The organism is Pseudomonas sp. UME65 (assembly GCF_014170225.1).
Classification (GTDB): Bacteria; Pseudomonadota; Gammaproteobacteria; order Pseudomonadales; family Pseudomonadaceae; genus Aquipseudomonas; species Aquipseudomonas protegens.
The window spans coordinates 1,016,262-1,033,328 of record NZ_LZZQ01000014.1 but is presented as its reverse complement, the minus strand read 5'-3'; the positions used below and the strand labels follow the sequence as shown (position 1 = coordinate 1,033,328).

17 protein-coding genes and 3 pseudogenes are annotated in these 17,067 nt (G+C 64.7%); 10 read left to right on the top strand and 10 right to left on the bottom strand.

The window, feature by feature from the left end:
- Positions 1 to 70: 70 nt before the first annotated feature.
- From A9971_RS24995 to A9971_RS24985, 3 genes are all read right to left on the bottom strand, one after another.
- Positions 71 to 529 (bottom strand): REP-associated tyrosine transposase, encoded by a 459-nt coding sequence (locus A9971_RS24995; RefSeq protein ID WP_183000085.1) that lies wholly within the window; start codon positions 527 to 529, stop codon positions 71 to 73.
- Positions 530 to 858: 329 nt separating this feature from the next.
- Positions 859 to 1,080: a hypothetical protein gene (locus A9971_RS24990; protein ID WP_011063459.1), complete on the bottom strand. Its 222-nt coding sequence runs from the start codon at positions 1,078 to 1,080 to the stop codon at positions 859 to 861.
- A 176-nt stretch (positions 1,081 to 1,256) separates the two neighbouring features.
- Positions 1,257 to 2,585 carry an OprD family porin gene (locus tag A9971_RS24985; protein WP_011063458.1) on the bottom strand — a complete coding sequence of 443 codons (1,329 nt, stop codon included), beginning with the start codon at positions 2,583 to 2,585 and terminating at the stop codon, positions 1,257 to 1,259.
- A 321-nt stretch (positions 2,586 to 2,906) separates the two neighbouring features.
- Here A9971_RS24985 and A9971_RS24980 point away from each other — a divergent pair, with 321 nt between their 5' ends.
- The gene (locus A9971_RS24980) at positions 2,907 to 3,239 is read left to right on the top strand and encodes a DUF2790 domain-containing protein (RefSeq protein ID WP_015637022.1); all 333 of its coding nucleotides are present in this window, start codon (positions 2,907 to 2,909) and stop codon (positions 3,237 to 3,239) included.
- Between the two features lie 60 nt (positions 3,240 to 3,299).
- Here the strand turns inward: A9971_RS24980 and A9971_RS24975 are convergent, their stop codons facing one another.
- On the bottom strand, positions 3,300 to 3,794 hold the full coding sequence (locus A9971_RS24975; protein WP_183000084.1) for a RidA family protein: 495 nt from the start codon (positions 3,792 to 3,794) through the stop codon (positions 3,300 to 3,302).
- Positions 3,795 to 4,010: 216 nt separating this feature from the next.
- Between A9971_RS24975 and A9971_RS33340 the strand changes: the two are divergent.
- From A9971_RS33340 to A9971_RS33325, 4 genes and pseudogenes are all read left to right on the top strand, one after another.
- Positions 4,011 to 4,781: pseudogene (locus A9971_RS33340) on the top strand (PAS domain-containing protein); the annotation flags it as partial.
- The gene (locus A9971_RS33335) at positions 4,767 to 5,327 is read left to right on the top strand and encodes a methyl-accepting chemotaxis protein (protein ID WP_256656579.1); all 561 of its coding nucleotides are present in this window, start codon (positions 4,767 to 4,769) and stop codon (positions 5,325 to 5,327) included. The pseudogene A9971_RS33340 and the gene A9971_RS33335, both read left to right, overlap by 15 nt.
- Before the next feature lie 273 nt (positions 5,328 to 5,600).
- Positions 5,601 to 6,377 (top strand): annotated as a pseudogene (locus tag A9971_RS33330) (PAS domain-containing protein); the annotation flags it as partial.
- Complete coding sequence (locus A9971_RS33325) at positions 6,372 to 6,917, top strand: methyl-accepting chemotaxis protein (protein ID WP_370059450.1); 546 nt, start codon at positions 6,372 to 6,374, stop codon at positions 6,915 to 6,917. The pseudogene A9971_RS33330 and the gene A9971_RS33325, both read left to right, overlap by 6 nt.
- A gap of 39 nt (positions 6,918 to 6,956) precedes the next feature.
- On the opposite strand, the gene A9971_RS24960 is transcribed toward A9971_RS33325, so the two are convergent.
- From A9971_RS24960 to A9971_RS24950, 3 genes are all read right to left on the bottom strand, one after another.
- Positions 6,957 to 7,484 carry a GNAT family N-acetyltransferase gene (locus A9971_RS24960; RefSeq protein WP_015637021.1) on the bottom strand — a complete coding sequence of 176 codons (528 nt, stop codon included), beginning with the start codon at positions 7,482 to 7,484 and terminating at the stop codon, positions 6,957 to 6,959.
- A gap of 53 nt (positions 7,485 to 7,537) precedes the next feature.
- Positions 7,538 to 8,446 (bottom strand): LysR family transcriptional regulator, encoded by a 909-nt coding sequence (locus A9971_RS24955; RefSeq protein WP_019093558.1) that lies wholly within the window; start codon positions 8,444 to 8,446, stop codon positions 7,538 to 7,540.
- Between the two features lie 109 nt (positions 8,447 to 8,555).
- Complete coding sequence (locus A9971_RS24950) at positions 8,556 to 9,329, bottom strand: SDR family oxidoreductase (RefSeq protein WP_015637019.1); 774 nt, start codon at positions 9,327 to 9,329, stop codon at positions 8,556 to 8,558.
- Between the two features lie 164 nt (positions 9,330 to 9,493).
- On the opposite strand from A9971_RS24950, the gene A9971_RS24945 reads away from it, so the two are divergent.
- Entirely contained in the window at positions 9,494 to 10,099 is a 606-nt protein-coding gene (locus tag A9971_RS24945) for a flavin reductase family protein (RefSeq protein WP_041119882.1), read from the top strand.
- Position 10,100: 1 nt separating this feature from the next.
- Here the strand turns inward: A9971_RS24945 and A9971_RS24940 are convergent, their stop codons facing one another.
- Complete coding sequence (locus A9971_RS24940) at positions 10,101 to 11,183, bottom strand: SDR family oxidoreductase (protein WP_183000083.1); 1,083 nt, start codon at positions 11,181 to 11,183, stop codon at positions 10,101 to 10,103.
- 95 nt (positions 11,184 to 11,278) lie between these two features.
- Between A9971_RS24940 and A9971_RS24935 the strand changes: the two genes are divergently transcribed.
- Positions 11,279 to 12,181 carry a LysR family transcriptional regulator gene (locus tag A9971_RS24935; RefSeq protein ID WP_015637017.1) on the top strand — a complete coding sequence of 301 codons (903 nt, stop codon included), beginning with the start codon at positions 11,279 to 11,281 and terminating at the stop codon, positions 12,179 to 12,181.
- Between the two features lie 68 nt (positions 12,182 to 12,249).
- A complete protein-coding gene (locus A9971_RS24930) occupies positions 12,250 to 12,756 on the top strand; it encodes a YbaK/prolyl-tRNA synthetase associated domain-containing protein (RefSeq protein WP_183000082.1) in 507 nt (168 codons plus the stop codon).
- A gap of 6 nt (positions 12,757 to 12,762) precedes the next feature.
- On the opposite strand, the gene A9971_RS24925 is transcribed toward A9971_RS24930, so the two are convergent.
- Positions 12,763 to 13,647, bottom strand: coding sequence for a LysR family transcriptional regulator (locus tag A9971_RS24925; RefSeq protein WP_019093555.1), 885 nt, complete (start codon positions 13,645 to 13,647; stop codon positions 12,763 to 12,765).
- A gap of 97 nt (positions 13,648 to 13,744) precedes the next feature.
- On the opposite strand from A9971_RS24925, the pseudogene A9971_RS24920 reads away from it, so the two are divergent.
- A pseudogene (locus A9971_RS24920) lies at positions 13,745 to 15,112 on the top strand (MFS transporter); the annotation flags it as partial.
- A 9-nt stretch (positions 15,113 to 15,121) separates the two neighbouring features.
- Here the strand turns inward: A9971_RS24920 and A9971_RS24915 are convergent.
- A complete protein-coding gene (locus A9971_RS24915) occupies positions 15,122 to 16,051 on the bottom strand; it encodes a DMT family transporter (protein ID WP_183000081.1) in 930 nt (309 codons plus the stop codon).
- 102 nt (positions 16,052 to 16,153) lie between these two features.
- Between A9971_RS24915 and A9971_RS24910 the strand changes: the two genes are divergently transcribed.
- Positions 16,154 to 17,053, top strand: coding sequence for a LysR substrate-binding domain-containing protein (locus A9971_RS24910; RefSeq protein WP_053160043.1), 900 nt, complete (start codon positions 16,154 to 16,156; stop codon positions 17,051 to 17,053).
- Positions 17,054 to 17,067: the final 14 nt, after the last annotated feature.

Genomic DNA, 17,067 nt, shown 5'->3' with positions numbered 1-17,067 from the left:
GGGCGCTGAAGGTCCTGCGGACCTTTTCGCAGCCTCGCAGGCTCGGCAGCGGCTACATGGATCGTTGTGGTTAAAGCCAGGTGGCGTCCCACAGGGGGTAGTCACCTACGCGCTCGACCAACCCTGCGCGAACCGGGTTGTAGATGATGTAACGCGCTATCACCTTGAGGTCTTCCTCTCGGCGTATGGCGCGTTCGTGATAACCCTTTTGCCACAGCCGACCGCGTCGGTTAAGGCATTGGTTGATGGTGCGCCCGCTACGGGATTTGAGCCGGCACAGGGCCTCTTCCAACGAGCATTTCTGCAGCTGGAACAGCCAGTGAATGTGATCAGGCATTACCACCCAGGCCAGTGAGTGGGTGAGGCCCGCTTCGTGCTGTTCCCTCAGTTGGTCGACCACCAGCCGCCCCAGGCGAAAGTCGCTGAACACCCGGCACCGTTGTTCGGTCACGGCGGTCACGCTGTAGATCCTGCCGATCTCCGAGCGCCGCCCCTTGAACAGGCGGTAACCATTGGATAGGACCTGCATGGCCTTGCTCTCCCTTCGCGTGATTGATCCATTTCAACCTAGCTCCGGCCTTGCCTGTTAACAGATGTATCCCATTAGCACATATGTCCCTGTAGCCGCTGCCGAGCCTGCGAGGCTGCGAAAAGGTCCGCAGGACCTTCAGCGATCCTCAGAAGCAGCGCCCGCTTCGCGGTCGTTCGCAGCCTGCGGCAGCGGCTACAGGTGTCAGTCCTGCGGCAATTTTCGGGCAAAAAAAAGCGCCCCAAGGGGGCGCTAAAAATTCATCTCTTTCCAAAGGAGCATCAGAAAAAACGCTTCAAGAGATGAATGTGCTCGGTAGGCAATCGCTGTCAGATGTCTTCTTCGGCCGTGGTAGGCGCAGAAGCATCGCGAGGGGCTTTGCCGGTGCTGCCGGTGGCGGCTGTTTCCTGGTTGGCGTCGCCGTGGATCTGTTCCTGGCTGGCCAGGAAAGCTTCGCGGACCTGCTGTGGGCGTTCGCTGCCATCAGCGGCCCAGGTGGCGGAGCTGGTTGTGGCCAGTAGGCCGATCAATAACAGTTGGGTTGGGCGCATGAGCTTCTCCTGACACGTTGGGCGGCCGTGAAAAACACGGTGGCTGCCAGTGTGTCCGGGAGTATATGAAGGCCAACCTAACGAGAAGGTGAGGCCGATATTACAGTTCTGAAAGGCATGAGTCTGTGAAGAAGTTTTAACACCGGGCAGGCCTGGCGCCTGCCCGGAGCCGCTCTCTAGAGCAGGGCCAGGGGGTACTCGACGATCAGGCGAAACTCTTCCAGGTCGGATTCGAACTGGCTGGAACGGATGGTCGCCTGGCGGATGCGCAGGGACAGATCCTTGAGGCTGCCGCCCTGGAACACGTACTTGGCTTCGATATCCCGCTCCCAGCGGCGCTGGTCGGTCAGTGGGTCACCTGCCGCATCGCGGCGCATGTACACCGAGTTGGCGTGGCTGTAGTCGGCGCCGCTGCCGCGGGCGTAGCGGGTCATGAACGACAGGCCGGGAATGCCCAGGGGCTGCATGTCGAGGTCGTAGCGGACCATCCACGAGCGTTCCTTGGGCGAGTTGAAGTCGCTGTACTGGATCGAGTTGTCGAGGAAGATCGAGTCCGACTGGCGCAGGTAGTCGAAGTCGTCGTTGCCGTTGTTGCGCTGATGCGACAGGGCCAGGGTGTGGGCGCCGTAGGTGGCGCCGACCTTGGCGCTCCAGATGTTGTTGTCGAACTCGCCCAGGAGTTTCTTGCCCTCATCGACGGCCTTGTAATAGTTGAAGCCGCTGAACAGGCTCAGTTGGTCGGACAGCGGGTAGTTGCCCGCGACGCCGAAGTAGTACTGGTCCCAGGCGTCCTTCAGGCGGCTGCTGTAGAGGCTGAAGTTGAGATTGGAGTTGAGCCGGTAGTCGCCGCCGAAGTAGCCGACCCAGGGCGAGTCCACCTTGCCGGCGTAGAAGGTGGCGAAGCCATCGCGCATGCCACTGCTGTCGGGCTGGCTCATGGCATGCAGGCGGCCGCCCTGCAAGTTGAGGCCGTCGATGCTGGTGTTCTCCAGGGTCACCCCGCGAAAGCTTTCCGGCAGCAGGCGGGAGTCGCCGTAGTGCACCACGGGGGTCTTGGGAAACACATCGCCGACTTTCACCACGGTATCCAGGGCTCGCATTTTCACCGCACCCCCAGCCTTGCCGTAGCTGTCGGCGGGCCGGTTGTCGTGGTTCAGCGGCAGCATGCCGAAGGAGCCACCGCCGCCGCTGCGGCCGGTGCCAGAGTCGAGCTTGAGGCCGTACATGGCAAAGGCATCGAGGCCAAAGCCCACCGTGCCCTGGGTGAAGCCGGATTCGAACTGGCCGATCAGGCCCTGGGCCCAGGCTTCGGAATAGCCGTTGCCGGTGGGGCTGGACTGGCCCTTGCGGTCGTCGCGGTTGAAGTAGAAGTTGCGCAGCAGCAGGTCGAGGCGGCTGCCTTCGACAAAGCCTTCGGGCCGTTCCTCGGCGGCCACTGCCGCCATAGGGCTGAGCCCCAGTACCGCAGCGAGCACGGACAGGGACAAGGGGGGATTGATACGCATGGGGGTCGCTCCTGAGTGTTGGCAGCTATCAACTTTTATATCGCCAGAGGCGTTCTTATTGGGCTCGACCGGCAGGCGTCGCAACGCCTGCCCAGTCGCTGTCGATAGTTGCAAACGGCAGATAACGGCGGGGTGACCCGGTCATTACAATTGTGCAAGAAAGCCGTCCAGGGCCCGGGCCAAAACCCCGACGGGCCGGGGGTTATCCCGGGTAGGGCGGGCTGTCGGCAGCGCCCATTACAGATAAGTAATCTGCCCGCGATCATCCTGACAGGGTCGGTTGCTTATCCTCGCTGGCGTCAACTGGACGAGGAAACTGTGATGAAAGCAATCAACCTGAGTCTCGCCGCGCTGCTGTTGAGCCTGGCTTCCCTGGCGCAGGCCGAAGGGGGAGGCGACCGTACGTTCGCCCGGGCCATGGTGGAAAACCAGAAGGCCATGGAGCGCTATGCGGCGAACCAGGGCAAGCCGGCGCCGGTGGTGCAGGCGTACCGCTACGGCATGAAGCTGGATGTCGCCAAGGTGGTCAACGTGACCCCGCCGATCAAGTCCTGCGAGGTGGTGCCTTCGCGCATGACGTATGAGGATTCCGCCGGCCAGCTCAAGACCATCGAGTACCAGGTCATGGGCCAGTGCCGCAACAACGGCAGTTGATGGGCCGCCGGCGCTGCTGTGCCGGGCCCGCAGGGGTGGGCCCGGCCAGCGTGGCTGCACTCAGTCGTTGCCGGAGCCGGGGTGCAGGGCGACGATCATGTCCACTTCCACCGAGGCATTCTTGGGCAATTGATAGACCCCCACCGAGGTCCGGGTGTGTACGCCGGCGTCGGCAAAGATCGAATACAGGACTGCGGAGGCGCCGTCCGCCACTTCGCTCTGCTGGGTGAAGTCCGCCGCGCTCTGTACATAGACGTTGATCCGCAGGATGCGCTTGATCCGCTGCAGGTCGCCGAGCATCTGCTCGAGGATCGCCAGGGCCCGCAGGGTGCAGATCTGCGCCCCGTGCCGGGCCTGCTCCAGGGAGGTTTCGGCACCGACCCGGCCAACCACCATCACGGTATTGTCGATACGCGGGATCTGCCCGCTGACATACACCTCATCGCCATTGCGCACCGCCGGCACGTAATTGCCGCCAATGCGCATCTTGCCTTCGAAACTGTGTCCGACCTGTGCTGCGGCCTGCTGGAAAAGTGCCTTGCGTGATGCATCCATAGTCCAACTCCGTCGATCGCCCTGGAATTTCCCGTCGCCGACTATACGCGCTCCTTGGTTGCGCGAAATCCCCGGCTGCGGGCCCGAATTCCGCGGCCTTGCTGGCTGCGGAATTATTTTTGTCAGACAAGCCTTAATGGCTATTAAGAAAAATCTTTCAGGGCCGATGTTAGGCCCAAAGCAGTCCACTTTTTCAGCCCCCCCCGGTACATCCTCATGTTCAATAAACGCTTGAAGCAGGAGTTGTCGACTCTACGCGAAGAACTTTCGAGCCTTCAGCAAGTGAAGGAGAGCCTTGAAAGCGAGATGCTCGTCATCAACCTGAGCGCCGATGGACGGATTCAGTCGGTCAATCACAATTTCGCCCAGGAAATGCTCTACAAGACTGGCGATCTGGTGGGCCGGGCCCTGGAGGACATCGTCCCGGAACACGTCAAGCATGATGAGTTTCACCTGCGGTTCAAGGCGACCCTGACCCGGGGCGAACACTTTGCCGGGGCGGTGCGGCTGCTGCGCGGCAATGGCCAGGAAGCCTGGCTGCGTTCCATCTCCCAGCCGGTTCGCGACTCCGAGGGGCGGATCAAGTATTTCGCGATCTTCTCCAGTGACCTGACCCGCACCATCGAGGCCTCTCGGGAGCACGAGAACCTGATTGGCGCCCTGATGCGTTCCACCGCGCTGATCGAGTTCGACCTCAACGGCAACGTGCTGACGGCCAATGACCGCTTCCTTTCCAGCATGGGCTACAGCCTGGCGCAGATTCAGGGCAAGCATCACCGCATCTTCTGCGAGCCGGAGGAGTACAACAGCCAGGCCTACCAGGCCTTCTGGAAACGCCTGAACGCCGGGGAGTTCATCGCCGAGCGCTTCAAGCGCATCGACGCTCATGGCCGGGTGGTCTGGCTGGAGGCTTCCTACAACCCGGTCATGGACGCCAACAACAAACTCTACAAAGTGGTGAAGTTCGCCACCGTGATCACCGACCAGGTAAACCAGGAACTGGCCGTGGCCGAGGCGGCGAGCATTGCCTACAACACCTCGCTGCAGACCGACAACAGCGCCCAGCGCGGCACCACGGTGGTTACCGAGGCGGTGAACGTGATGCGCGATCTGGCCAAGCACATGCAGGAGGCCGGCGAAGGCATTGGTGCCCTCAACGAGCAATCCCTGGTGATCGGCAGCATCGTCAAGACCATCAGCGGGATTGCCGAACAGACCAACCTGCTGGCACTCAACGCGGCCATCGAGGCGGCCCGGGCCGGTGAGCAGGGACGTGGTTTCGCGGTGGTGGCCGATGAAGTCCGGCAACTGGCCTCGCGCACCAGCAAGGCCACCGAGGAAATCGTCGGCGTGGTGCGCCAGAACCAGGACATGGCCCGCGAAGCCGTGGAACTGATGGCCGAAGGCAAGCTGCAGGCCGAGCAGGGGCTGGCCCTGGCGGCGGAAGCCGGCACCGTGATCGTCGAGATCCAGGACGGCGCGCAGAAGGTGGTCAGCGCGGTCGGCCAGTTCGCCAACCAACTGTCCTCCTGATTGCTCCCCAGCACAGTGCTCCCGTCACGGGGCACTGTGGATTTCAGGGCAGCATCGGCCAGCCCCGGCGCCCTTGGCGCCATTCATTTCCCACGCTGAGACACTCGGGCATGACCGATAGGGCCCCGGGCGACGGCTGCGCCCAAGAAAAACCAAGAAATTTCCTAGAGGCTTGTAGGAAGTGTCTGGAAAGCGCTGCGGGGCTTGGAGAAAGCCCAAACTGCGCCGATGGCTAGGGGTTGTTGTATCCACTCCTAGTCTGTCGGTGTATCCATGTTCAACAAACGTTTGAAGCAGCAACTTGCCACCCTGAGCGACGAGCTGAACGCTCTGCAGCAATTCAAGGCCTGCCTGGAAAGCCAGGTGCTCAATCTCGAACTCGATGGCGAGGGGGCCATCCGCCGGGCCAACCAGAACTTCATCCAGGCCCTGGAACTCGATGGCCAGCCACTGGCTGGCGTGGCCCTGGAGAGCATCATCTCGCGCCACCCGCAGGCTGTGCCGTTGTATCGCGAATTCAAGGCGGCCCTGGGGCGCAACGAAAGCTACACCGGCCAATTGCGCCTGCAACGCGGAGGCGGCCGCGAGGCCTGGCTGCAGGTCTGCGTGCAGCCGATCCGCGATGGCGCCGGGCGGCTCGATCATTACAACCTGATCTGCACCGACCAGAGCGCTTCGGTGGAAAGTGCCTGCGAGCATGAAAACCTGATGGCGGCGCTGCTGCGCTCCTCTGCGGTGATCGAGTTCGACCTGCAAGGCCGGGTGCTGACGGCCAACTCGCGGTTTCTCGCCTGCATGGGCTACCGGCTGGATGAGGTCCAGGGCCAGAACCACCGCCTGTTCTGTGAACCGCAGGAATACGAGGGGCCCGGCTACCAGGAGTTCTGGGCACGGTTGAACGCCGGCGAATACATCGCCCAGCGGTTCAAGCGCATCGACAGTCAGGGCCGGGTGGTGTGGCTCGACGCGTCCTACAACCCGGTGCTGGACGCCAGTGGCCAGCTCTACAAGGTGGTGAAATTCGCCATCCTGATCACCGATCAGGTGAACCAGGAACAACGGGTGGCCGAGGCGGCGGACATCGCCTACAGCATCTCCCGACAGACTGACACCAGCGCCCAGCGCGGCTCGGCGGTGGTCACCGAGACCCTGGACGTGATGCGTGACCTGGCTACCTGCATGCAGCAGGCCGGGGACGGCATCGAAGCCCTGAACGAGCAGTCCCTGGTGATAGCGAGCATCGTCAAGACCATCAGCGGGATTGCCGAACAGACCAACCTGCTGGCCCTCAATGCGGCCATCGAAGCGGCCCGGGCCGGTGAACAGGGGCGGGGTTTTGCGGTGGTCGCCGATGAGGTCCGGCAACTGGCCTCGCGCACCAGCAACGCCACCGACGAGATCGTCGGCGTGGTGCGCCAGAACCAGGACATGGCCCGCTCGGCGGTGGAACTGATGGCCGAGGGCCGGCAGCAGGCGGAACAGGGCCTGACCCTGGCAGCGGAGGCCGGCACGGTCATCGTCGAGATTCAGGACGGTGCGCAGAAAGTGGTCAGCGCGGTCGGCCAGTTCGCCAACCAGCTGTCGGCCTGAGGGCGTGGGCGTGCGTCTTGGGGGCGCACGCCCGGGTTGCTAGCGTGGCGCAGGCCCATGGCACTCGTAGTGCAAGCGGTCGAACCACTCGCCGTGCAACAGGAAGCTGCGCCGCGAATGGCCGTAGCAAGAGAAGCCGCAGGCTTCCAGCACCCGCACCGAACCGGTGTTCTGCGGCCGCGCATTGGCTTCGATGCGGCTCAGTTGCAGTTCGCCGAAGGCGCGCAGCAGCACCTGCTGCACCGCAGTGCGGGCAATGCCGCGGCCGTTGAAGCGGGCGCCGACCCGGTAGCCCAGTTCCGCGCAATTGAAGTAGGGGCGCTGCACCCGGTGCAGGTTGACGCGCCCCACCAGCACTGCGTTGTCGCGGATCAGGAACTGATAGCCGCGGTCTGCCTCGGCATCCTCGCACGCCTGGTTTATGGCTTCGGCGACCCCTTCGCGGGAGTAGTAGGTGGCAGGCCGGGCGTTGATCGAGGCTTCGAAGAACGCTCGGTTTTCCCCTTCGAAGGCCAGCAGGTCATCCAGGTCGTCGAGGTGTGGAGCGCTGATGTGCAGGTGGGTCATGGTGCCAGTGCCTCAATCCGTGAAGGCGCTTTCTTCTCACGATCCGCGGGTGTTCAGCAAGCCTCCAGGTGCGGTTTGATCAGCTCGGCGAACCATTCGATGAACACGTTGAGGCGGCGCGAGCGATGGCGCCGGTCGGGGTATAGCGCGCAGATATCCATGGGCGCCACCGGCAGTTCACGGAGCACCTGCACCAGCTCGCCACGGTCCAGCAGGTGCTGCACGTCGAAGCGTGGCACCTGGATCAGCCCCAGCCCCTGACGGCAGCAGGCGATGTAGTTCTCGACGTTGTTGACGATCACCCGGCTGGGCAGCCCCAGCAGGTGCTCGCGACCTTCCAGCAGGTATTCCCAGGGCTGCTCGCGGCCGGTGTCCGGGGAGGCATAACCGACCATCCACTGGCCGTTCTGCAGGTCCTGGGGGGTGTGGGGCTCGCCCTGTTCGGCCAGGTAGGCGGGGCTGGCGCAGTTGATCAGCGCCAGTTGCCCCAGGGGGCGGGCGACCAGGCTGCTGTCGGCCAGGCTGCCGACGCGGATCGCGCAGTCGATGCCTTCCTGGACCAGGTCGATGCTGCGATCGCTGGCGCCCAGGGCCAGTTGCAGGCCGGGGTATTGCGCCAGCCATCGGGGCAGGGCGGGGACGATCAGGCGCCGGGCGATGCGGCTGGGCACATCGATGTTCAAGCGCCCGCTGACGTCTATCTGGCGGTGGTGGAACAACTGGTTGAGTTCGGCGGCGTCTGCCAGCAGGCGCCGCGCCCGTTCCAGCAGAATGGCGCCGTCGGCGGTCAACTGCACGTGGCGGGTGGTGCGGTGCAGCAGTCGGGTGCCGAGGCCGGTTTCCAGTTGCTGCACGGCGGAAGAGACGGTGGCCCGTGGCAGTTCCAGGGCATGGGCAGCCTTGATGAAGCTACCCATGTCGGCCACCTGGATGAACACGCGGTATTGCTCAAGCTTATCCATCGTTTGAACGATCCTGGTTCGGGGGCGCCTGACGGCAGTGGATCGCAGCATCGGCCGAGGCGATCGATGCTGCGGCTCGGCAGGCCAATTTACCCCTTGGGCGCCAGGATTACTTGGTGGTGTAGCCGCCGTTGATCAGTAAGGTCTGGCCAGTGATCCACCAGCCTTCGGTGACCAGGTGGCGAATGAAGGGCACCACGTCCTCGATATCGGTGAGCCCGGTCTTGCTCGAAGGCGACAGGGCTGCGGCGCTCTTGTGGTACGCCACGGCGTCGGCGCCTTCGGCCGGGTAGAAGAATGGGGTATCCATGGGCCCGGGGCCGACGGCAGTCACTGAAATGCCGCGGGCACCGAACTCCTTGGCCGCGGCCCGGGTGAAGTGTTCCACCGGCGCCTTGGAGCCGCCATAGGCGGCATAGAACGGAGTGAAGGCCCCCAGCAGCGAAGTCACCAGGGTCACCAGCTTGCCGTTGTCCTCCAGGTGCTTGCCGGCTTCCTTGATAAAGAAGAAGGCGCTCTTGGCATTGACCGCGAACATCTGGTCGTACTCGTCCTCGCTGATTTCAATGATGGGTTTCTTCAGCACCTTGCCCACGGTGTTGATGGCGATGTCGATCTTGCCGAAGCGCGCCTTGGCCTCGTTGAACAGCTGCTCCACGGCACTGGCGCGGGTGAGGTCGGCCTGCCACGCCTGGGCCTCCACACCCAGGGCCTTGAGTGCCGCCACCGTGGCCTCGGCGTCGGCCCGGCTGGCGTTGCTGTTGTAGTGCACGGCCACCGCCCGGGCACCGTGGCTGGCCAGGTCGCGGGCAATCAGGCCGCCGAGGTTCTTCACGCCACCGGCGATCAGCACGACTTTGTTGTTCAGGGAGTGATCGGTCATGGCGCGGGTCCTTCAACAATTGGGGTGAAGGCTGAGTCTAGTGTCTGCACCGCTGTTGATAAGCCGTCGGCGGCTGGACGGATTATCCAGAAAATCCGGCCAATGACCGTGCCTGCCGGCGGCCGCGATGGGGCTACAATCGCAGTTTTTTTCAGGAGCCAGTCATGTCCGATCTTCGTCGCCCGGTACCGCTGGACAAGGCGTACCGCTTGCTCAACCACGGCCCAACGGTGCTGGTCAGCGCAGCCCATGGCGGGCAGCGCAACATCATGGCCGCAGCCTGGGCCATGCCCCTGGATTTCGAGCCGCCGAAAGTCGCCGTGGTGCTCGACAAGTCCACCTGGACCCGACAACTGCTGGAGGCCTCGGGCACCTTCGTGCTCAATGTGCCTTGCGTGGCCCAGGTGGATATCGTGCAGAGCCTGGGCAACAGCTCCGGGCTTGAGCTGAGCCAGGGCGGTAGCGACAAGTTCGCCGCCTACGGTCTGCAGGCCTTTGCCGGCGAGCAACTGGCGGCGCCGCTGCTGGAAGGTTGCGTGGCCTGGCTGGAATGCCGGCTGCTGCCCGAGCCCCACAACCACCAGCAGTACGACCTGTTCCTTGGCGAAGTGATTGCCGCCCAGGCCGATGCCCGGGTGTTCAGCGAAGGGCGCTGGCACTTCGACGGGCACGACCGGCTGCGTACCCTGCACCATGTTGCGGGCGGGCATTTCCTGATCATCGGTGACGCCGTTGACGGTCGGCAACTGCCCCTGGTCGGCGAGCCCTGAGTCAGGGAATCAGCCGGTAATCACGCAGCCGCTGCAACTGTTCGAGCACGCTCTGGTGGCTGTCGATGCAACCGGTAAAGCCGGCCTGGCGGATCTTGATGGTGCTTTGCACCATGTCGTAGCCGGTATTGAGCCAGCCATCGACGAAGGGCCAGGCGGCGATCTGCTCCCAGGGCGTGGGGCGCAGTTGCTGTTCCTGGACAATGCGCGCCCACAGCGGCGCCTTGTCGGCCATCTGCACCCCCAGGTTCATCGGTTGCGGCGCGGCGCTGGCAAGGCCGAAGAACCCGGCGATCTGTGGCCACAGGTGCTGCCAGCGAAAGTGATCGCCATTGGTCACGTTGAAGACCTGCTGCTGTGCATTCGGTGAAGTCAGGGCCCAGAGCACGGCCTGGGCCAGCACCCGGGAATCGGTGGCCTGGTGCAGCGCCGACCAGGCCTGCAGGCTGCCGGGAAAACGCAGTGGCAGGTTCAGTGCCTGGCTGATGGCGGCGAAGCTGGCGATGCCGGTGAGGATGTTCATCGGTGAGTTGAGGCTGGGGCCCATGACCCCGTCCGGGCGCAATACCGTCCAGGCAAAACCCTCGCGTTCGGCTTCATGCCACAACAGGTCTTCCTGATCGTTGTAGAAGATCGGCCCCATGAAGCGCGGGTCGTTTTCCTTGGCTGGCGTCTTATAGGGCCCCAGGTGTTCACCGTAGGATTTACCGCCACCGATCAGCACCACCTGGCGCAACCTGGCTCCGGCCTGGCGCAGGGCCTTGAGGCTGTGCTCCAGCATCGCCAGGTTCGGCGCCACCGTGGCGGCCATGCTTTCCCGCTCGCTGTAGGCGCAGAACACCAGGTCGGTGACGCTGCCCTGTCCGGAAAAGGCGCGAGCGGTGCCGGCGGCGTCCAGCAGGTCGGCGCTGATGTGCGCCGGTGCCGGGCTGCCGTCCAGCAGGCTGGTCGGTGGGCGGCGACGGGCGGCGGTGGTCAGTTGCCAGCCCGGGGTACGGTGCATCAGCTCGACCACTGCGGTGCCGACCACGCCATAGCCGCCGATCACCAGCAAGTGACGGTCCGGGGAAGTTGAAACGCTCATCTGGGATACCTCGAATAAAGGGATCGCCAGCATAGAGTCGGGTCTTTGAGTGAAATAGACTGCCGGCCGGAACAGCAGCTGTGAGTTGAATTCATATGGCGGGCAGCGAGATCAACCGGTTTGCCGAGATGGAAACCTTTGTCGCGGTGGTGGAGTGTGGCGGCTTGTCGGCCGCTGCGCGGTTGAGGCAGGTGACGCCTTCCTCGGTGAGCAAGCTGCTAGCGCGGCTTGAAGCACGCCTGGGCGTACGCTTGCTCAACCGCTCCACTCGCCAGTTGCAACTGACCGCGGAAGGCCGCGGCTTCTATGAAAACAGCGTGCGCCTGCTGGCAGACCTGCGAGAAGTGGAGGGTGAGGCCAGCAGCGCCCGGGCTCCGGTGGGCCGGGTGCGGGTCAACACCAGCGCCTCCTTTGGCCTGCATGTACTGGCGCCCCTGGTGGCGGAGTTTCTCCAGCTGTACCCGCAGGTGTCCCTGGACCTGGTGCACAGCGATGCCCTGGTAGACCTCTTGGGGGAACAGACCGATGTGGCGATCCGCACCGGGCCGCTGGCGGATTCGCAGTTGATTGCCCGCAAGCTCGGGGAAACCCGTGGCGTTGTCGTTGGCTCCCCGGCCTACCTGGCTCGCTGTGGCGTACCGCAGACCCCGGAGGATCTGGCCGCGCACCACCTGCTCGGTTTCGACTACGCGCGGGCCGTGCCGGGCTGGCGCCTGGGCGCGGCGGGCGAGAGCCAACTGCTGCAGCCCAATGGCCGGGTGCAGGCCAGCGACGGCGAAGCCTTGCGCCATCTGGCGCTACACGGTGCCGGGCTGGCGCAACTGGCGGCTTTCACCATCGCCGATGACCTGGACAGCGGCAGGCTGGTACCGGTACTGGAAGCCTTCAACCAGGCGCCGCTGGAAAGTTTTTATGCGCTGTATGTCGGCCAGGGCGGCCACGTGCCGTCGCGGGTGCGGGTGTTCATCGACTTCCTGGCGCAGCGGGTGCGCTTGTAGCCGCCACTGGTCAGGCGTGGCGACGGATGCTTGAATCAACCCCCTGGCGACTTTTCCAAGGACAGAACATGCATGCAGTTTTCCAACGACTGGTGAGCCTGCTGGACAGCCACCAGGCGCGCTATCGGGTGATTTTTCACCCGGCCGAAGGGCAGTCGGCGCGGGTTGCCGAGATCCGCGGCACCGAACCTGGGCAGGGGGCCAAGGCCATGCTCTGCAGCCTCAAGGGCACAGACGAGGTGTATGGGCTGGTGATTCTCAGCGGCGACCAGAAGCTGGACATGAAAAAGGTCGGCGCGGCCCTGGGGGGCAAGAAGGCGCAACTGGTATCGCCGGAGCTGGCCAGGGAGCTGACTGGTTGCGTGATCGGCGCCATTGCTCCGCTGAGTTTCGATCCGCGCATCCGGCTGATCGTCGACCCGCAACTGACCTCCCGCTACAGCGAGATCGCCTTCAACGCCGGGCGCCTGGATGCCTCCATGGTGCTCGATACCCAGGACTACCTGAGGATCGCCCAGCCGCTGCTGCTGAGCGTGACCCGGGACCTGGAGAGCGACAGCCCCCAGCCCGGTTGAAGGCGGCTACCAGCTCAACCGAACCAGGGCCTCGGCAAAGGCGGTGAGCTTCGGCGAGCACTGGCGCGAGGGCGGATACACCAGCGACAGCTCGCGGCTGCGCCCGGCATGCTCCTGCAGAACCGGCACCAGCCGGCCGGTGTCCAGGGCTTCGCGTACCGCGAACTCCATCAACTGGGCAATGCCGAAGCCGCCGAGCACCGCGTCCACCAGGGCATCGCCGATATCGAAGATCAGCCGGCCCTGGACGGCCAGGTCCAGGGGCTTGCCCTGGTCCATGAACTGCCAGTCCACCAGCCGGCCGCTGCGCAGGTTACGCACGGCCAGGCAGTTGTGCTGCTGCAGGTCGGCCAGGTGCCGAGGCGTGCCATGGCGCTCCAGGTAGCCTGGCGCCGCCACCGTGACCCAGCGCAGGGGCGCCAGGGGCCGGGCAATGAGGCGCTGGTCCTGGATCACCCCGGTGCGCACCACCGCGTCGAAACCTTCATCGATGATGTCCACCACCCGGTCGGTCATCACCGCTTCGATGCTCAGCCCCGGGTGCTGGGCCGTCAGCTCGCCGATCACCGGCATCACCACCTTGCGCCCGAACAGTGACGGGGTACTGATCTTCAACATTCCACTGGGGGATTCGCGCCGGTCCAGCAGCAGGTGTTCGGCATGGGCCAGTTCCGCCAGCAGGGGCGCGGCGCGCTCGACCAGCACCTGGCCGTCCGGGGTCAGGCTGACACTGCGGGTGTTGCGTTGCAGCAGGCGGACCCCGAGCTGCTGTTCCAGGCGGGAAATGGCTCGGGACAGGCCGGACTGGGTCAGCCCCAGGTCACCGGCGGCACGGGTGAAACTGCGGGTTTCGGCAACCCGGACCAGCAGGCGAAGGGCGTTCAGATCCATGATTAAAGTCATTACTGAAAGAGATAATGGCTTGTTTATCATTTAAACAGCATCGATGACACTGGCCGCCGGTTATTTCCACACAAGGATCTTCGCGATGTCCGCGACCCCGTTAGCCAAGCCGTCGGGCTGGATGCTGTTACTGCTGGCCACCGCGCAATTGATCATCGCCCTGGACGCCACCATCGTGTTTGTCGCCCTGCCGGAAATCGGCAGCCACCTGGGCTTCTCCGCCCAGCAGTTGCAATGGGTGGTCAGTGCCTACAGCGTGGCCTTCGGTGGTTTCCTGCTGCTGGGCGGACGGGCGGCGGACCTCCTGGGCAAGCGGCGTTTCTACATCGTCGGCCAGTCCTTGTACGCCCTGGCCTCGCTGGCCGGCGGCCTGGGCGGCAGCGCGCTGCTGCTGGTGCTGGCCCGGGCGGTGCAGGGCGTGGGCGGGGCGATGCTGTTCCCCGCGACCCTGGCCCTGATCAACACCTGGTACGCCGAGGGGCCGGCGCGCAACCGCGCCTTTGCGGTGTGGAGCGCGGCCTCGGCGGCGGGGCTGGCCCTGGGGGCGTTGCTGGGCGGGGTGTTGACCCAGTACTGGGGCTGGGAAGCGGTGTTCCTGGTCAACGTGCCCCTGGCTGGGGCCTGTGCGTTGCTGGCCCGGCACTGGATACCCGCCGAGCCTGCGCGCCAGCGCGGCCGTCAGTTCGACTTGCGCGGCGCGCTGACCGTGACCCTGGGTGGCACCCTGCTGGTGTTTTCCATCGTCCAGGGCCCGGAGTGGGGCTGGAGCGCCCCGGCGACCCTGGGCTGCCTGGCGTTGTCCCTGGCCCTGCTCGGGTTGTTCGTGCGCCTTGAACAGCGTAGCGCCGACCCGCTGATGCCCCTGCGCCTGCTGGGTTATCCACAACTGCGCATGGCCATGGTGATTACCGCGCTGTTCATGAGCAGCTTCGGCGTGCAGTACTACTTCCTCAGCCTGTATTTCCAGCAGGTCTATCAGTTCAGTGTGTTGCAGAGCGGACTGGCGTTCCTGCCCTCGACCCTGCTGTGCACGGCCGGGATCTGGGTCGCGGAGCGGGCCCTGCTGCGCGTAGGCTTGCGGGCGACCCTGGTCAGCGGCTTGCTGCTCGGGGCGCTGGGCATCGGCCTGATGTACCTGGCCCTGCCGGGCAGTAGCGGCTTTGTCGGCCTGCTGCCGGGGATCGTGATCATGAGCATCGGCCAGGGCATGACCTGGACCTCGATGTGGGTCTCGGCCGGGCAGGGTATCGCGGCGTCCGAGCAAGGGGTGGCTGCGGGCGTGGCCTCCACCAGCCAGCAGATCGGCGGCGCCCTGGGGCTGGCGCTGCTGGTGTCCCTGGCCAACACCTTGAGCGCCGGCGGCAATCAGGCCTATGGCATCGAGATGGCTACCGCCGCCAGTGCCCTGCTGGCGCTGTTCGGGGCCTTGCTGGCGCTGCGCCTGCCCCGGGCTGAGGGGGATTTAATCGGGCTGGGGCAAGTGGCGGCGCACGGCCCACAGCACCCCGGCCAGCAACAGCAGGGCTGCCGAGCTTTGCATCAGGCTCGGCAGGTGTTGCAGGCAGATAAAGCCGTACAGCAGGGCGAACAGGGTCTCGAACACGATCAATTGGCCGCTCAGGGTCAGCGGCAGGCGCCGGGTCGAGGCATTCCACATGCGATTGCCGAACCAGGAGCCGAGCACCGCACTGGACAGGCTCAGGCCCCAGAACAGCATCCAGCGCTGCTCGCTGGCCTCGGCCCGGGTGCCGGGCAATGAGAACCCGTCCGCCAGCAGCCAGACCAGGGCGCTCATCAGCCCAGTGGTAATGCCCCACAGGGTCGACCACTGGCTGCTGTTGAAACGGCTGCCTTTGAGGTAGCGGGCGTTGTCGGTGGCAAACCAGGTCCAGCACAGCAAGGCGCCGAAGGCGCAGAGCAGGCCCAGGGCGCGCTGGCCCAGTTCCACGGAATCGCTGTGTGCCGTGAGCAGAGTGTCGAGGTTGATGCAGCAGATGCCGGCGAACACCAGCAGCAGCGGCCAGCGCAGTCGGCGCAGGGGCAGCGCGTCGGCGTCGGCGCGTCCGGCCAGAGTGATGGTCAGGGGCAGCAGGCCGACGATCAGCGCGGTGCTGGCTACGCCGGCCCACTGGATGGCGCTGGCCAGGAGCATGAAATAGATCAGGTTGCCGGTCAGCGCCAGCTTCACCAACAGCACGGCATCGCCCCAGGTCAGGCGTTGCAGCAGCTCCCGGGCCTGAGGCGCAGCCAGGAGCAGGGAGAATGCGCCATACAGCGTGAAGCGGGCACAGCTGAGCATCAGCGGACTGAACTCCGGCAACAGGCTGGGCACCACAATGGCCAGGCCCCAGACCGCGCCGGCCAGGGCGGCGTAAGTAACTCCGCGTTTCATGCACACACTCGCAGCGATTCATCAAAGCGCGCAGCCTAGTCATTGCTGACCGACCGGACAAAGGATATATAGGCACCCATCTATTCTTCTGGGGAATGCCTGATGAGCCGCTTTGCCCGCCATTTACCACCATTGGAAACCCTGGTGACCTTCGAGGCGGTGGGACGCAGCGCCAGTTTCACCCGCGCCGCCACCGAGCTGTGCCTGACCCAGAGTGCAGTGAGCAAGCAGATTCGTGCCCTGGAGCTGTCGCTCAAGACCGAGCTGTTCGAGCGCCAGGCCCGGGGGGTGAAACTCACCGTCAGCGGTGCCTCGCTGTTTGCTGAGGTCAGTACCCAGTTGGAAGCGTTACTGCGCAGCGTCAGCCGTCTGCGGGCCGGGCGCGACGCCAACACCATCACCGTGCAATGCACCCATGCAGTGGCACAGTTCTGGTTGTTTCCGCGCTTGCTGGCGTTCAACAAACAACACCCGGACATCACCGTGAGCATCCACGCCAACAACGACATGGACGAGTCCAGCGTGGCCGAGCACGACTTCGCCATTCTCTACGGCGCCGGGCACTGGTCGTCCCTGACCGCCACGCCGTTGTTCGCCGAGATGGTCTATCCCATCGCCAGCCGGCGCCTGGAGTTGCCGGCCATTGACGCGCTGGCACAACTGGCCGAGCTGCCCTTGATCCAGCTGGATGCCTCAGCCTGGAACTGCATCGACTGGCGCGACTGGTTCCGGCATTTCGGACTGGACTACAGCGCACCGCCAGGGGCCATGGGGTTCAACCAATTGACGCTGATGTTCAGTGCCGTGCAGCAGGGCATGGGGGTTGGCCTGGGCTGGGATTTCATGGCCAGTGAGTTGGTGGCCCAGGGCGAGTTGCAGCGCGTCGGCCAGTGGGCGTTTCGCACCGGGCAGGCAGACTTTCTGGTGCATGTGCGGCACAAGCGCCTGTCCGCCAGCGGCCAGCTGTTTCGCGACTGGCTGGTGGCGCAATCTGTTGAATGAGGGGGCGGGGCTCG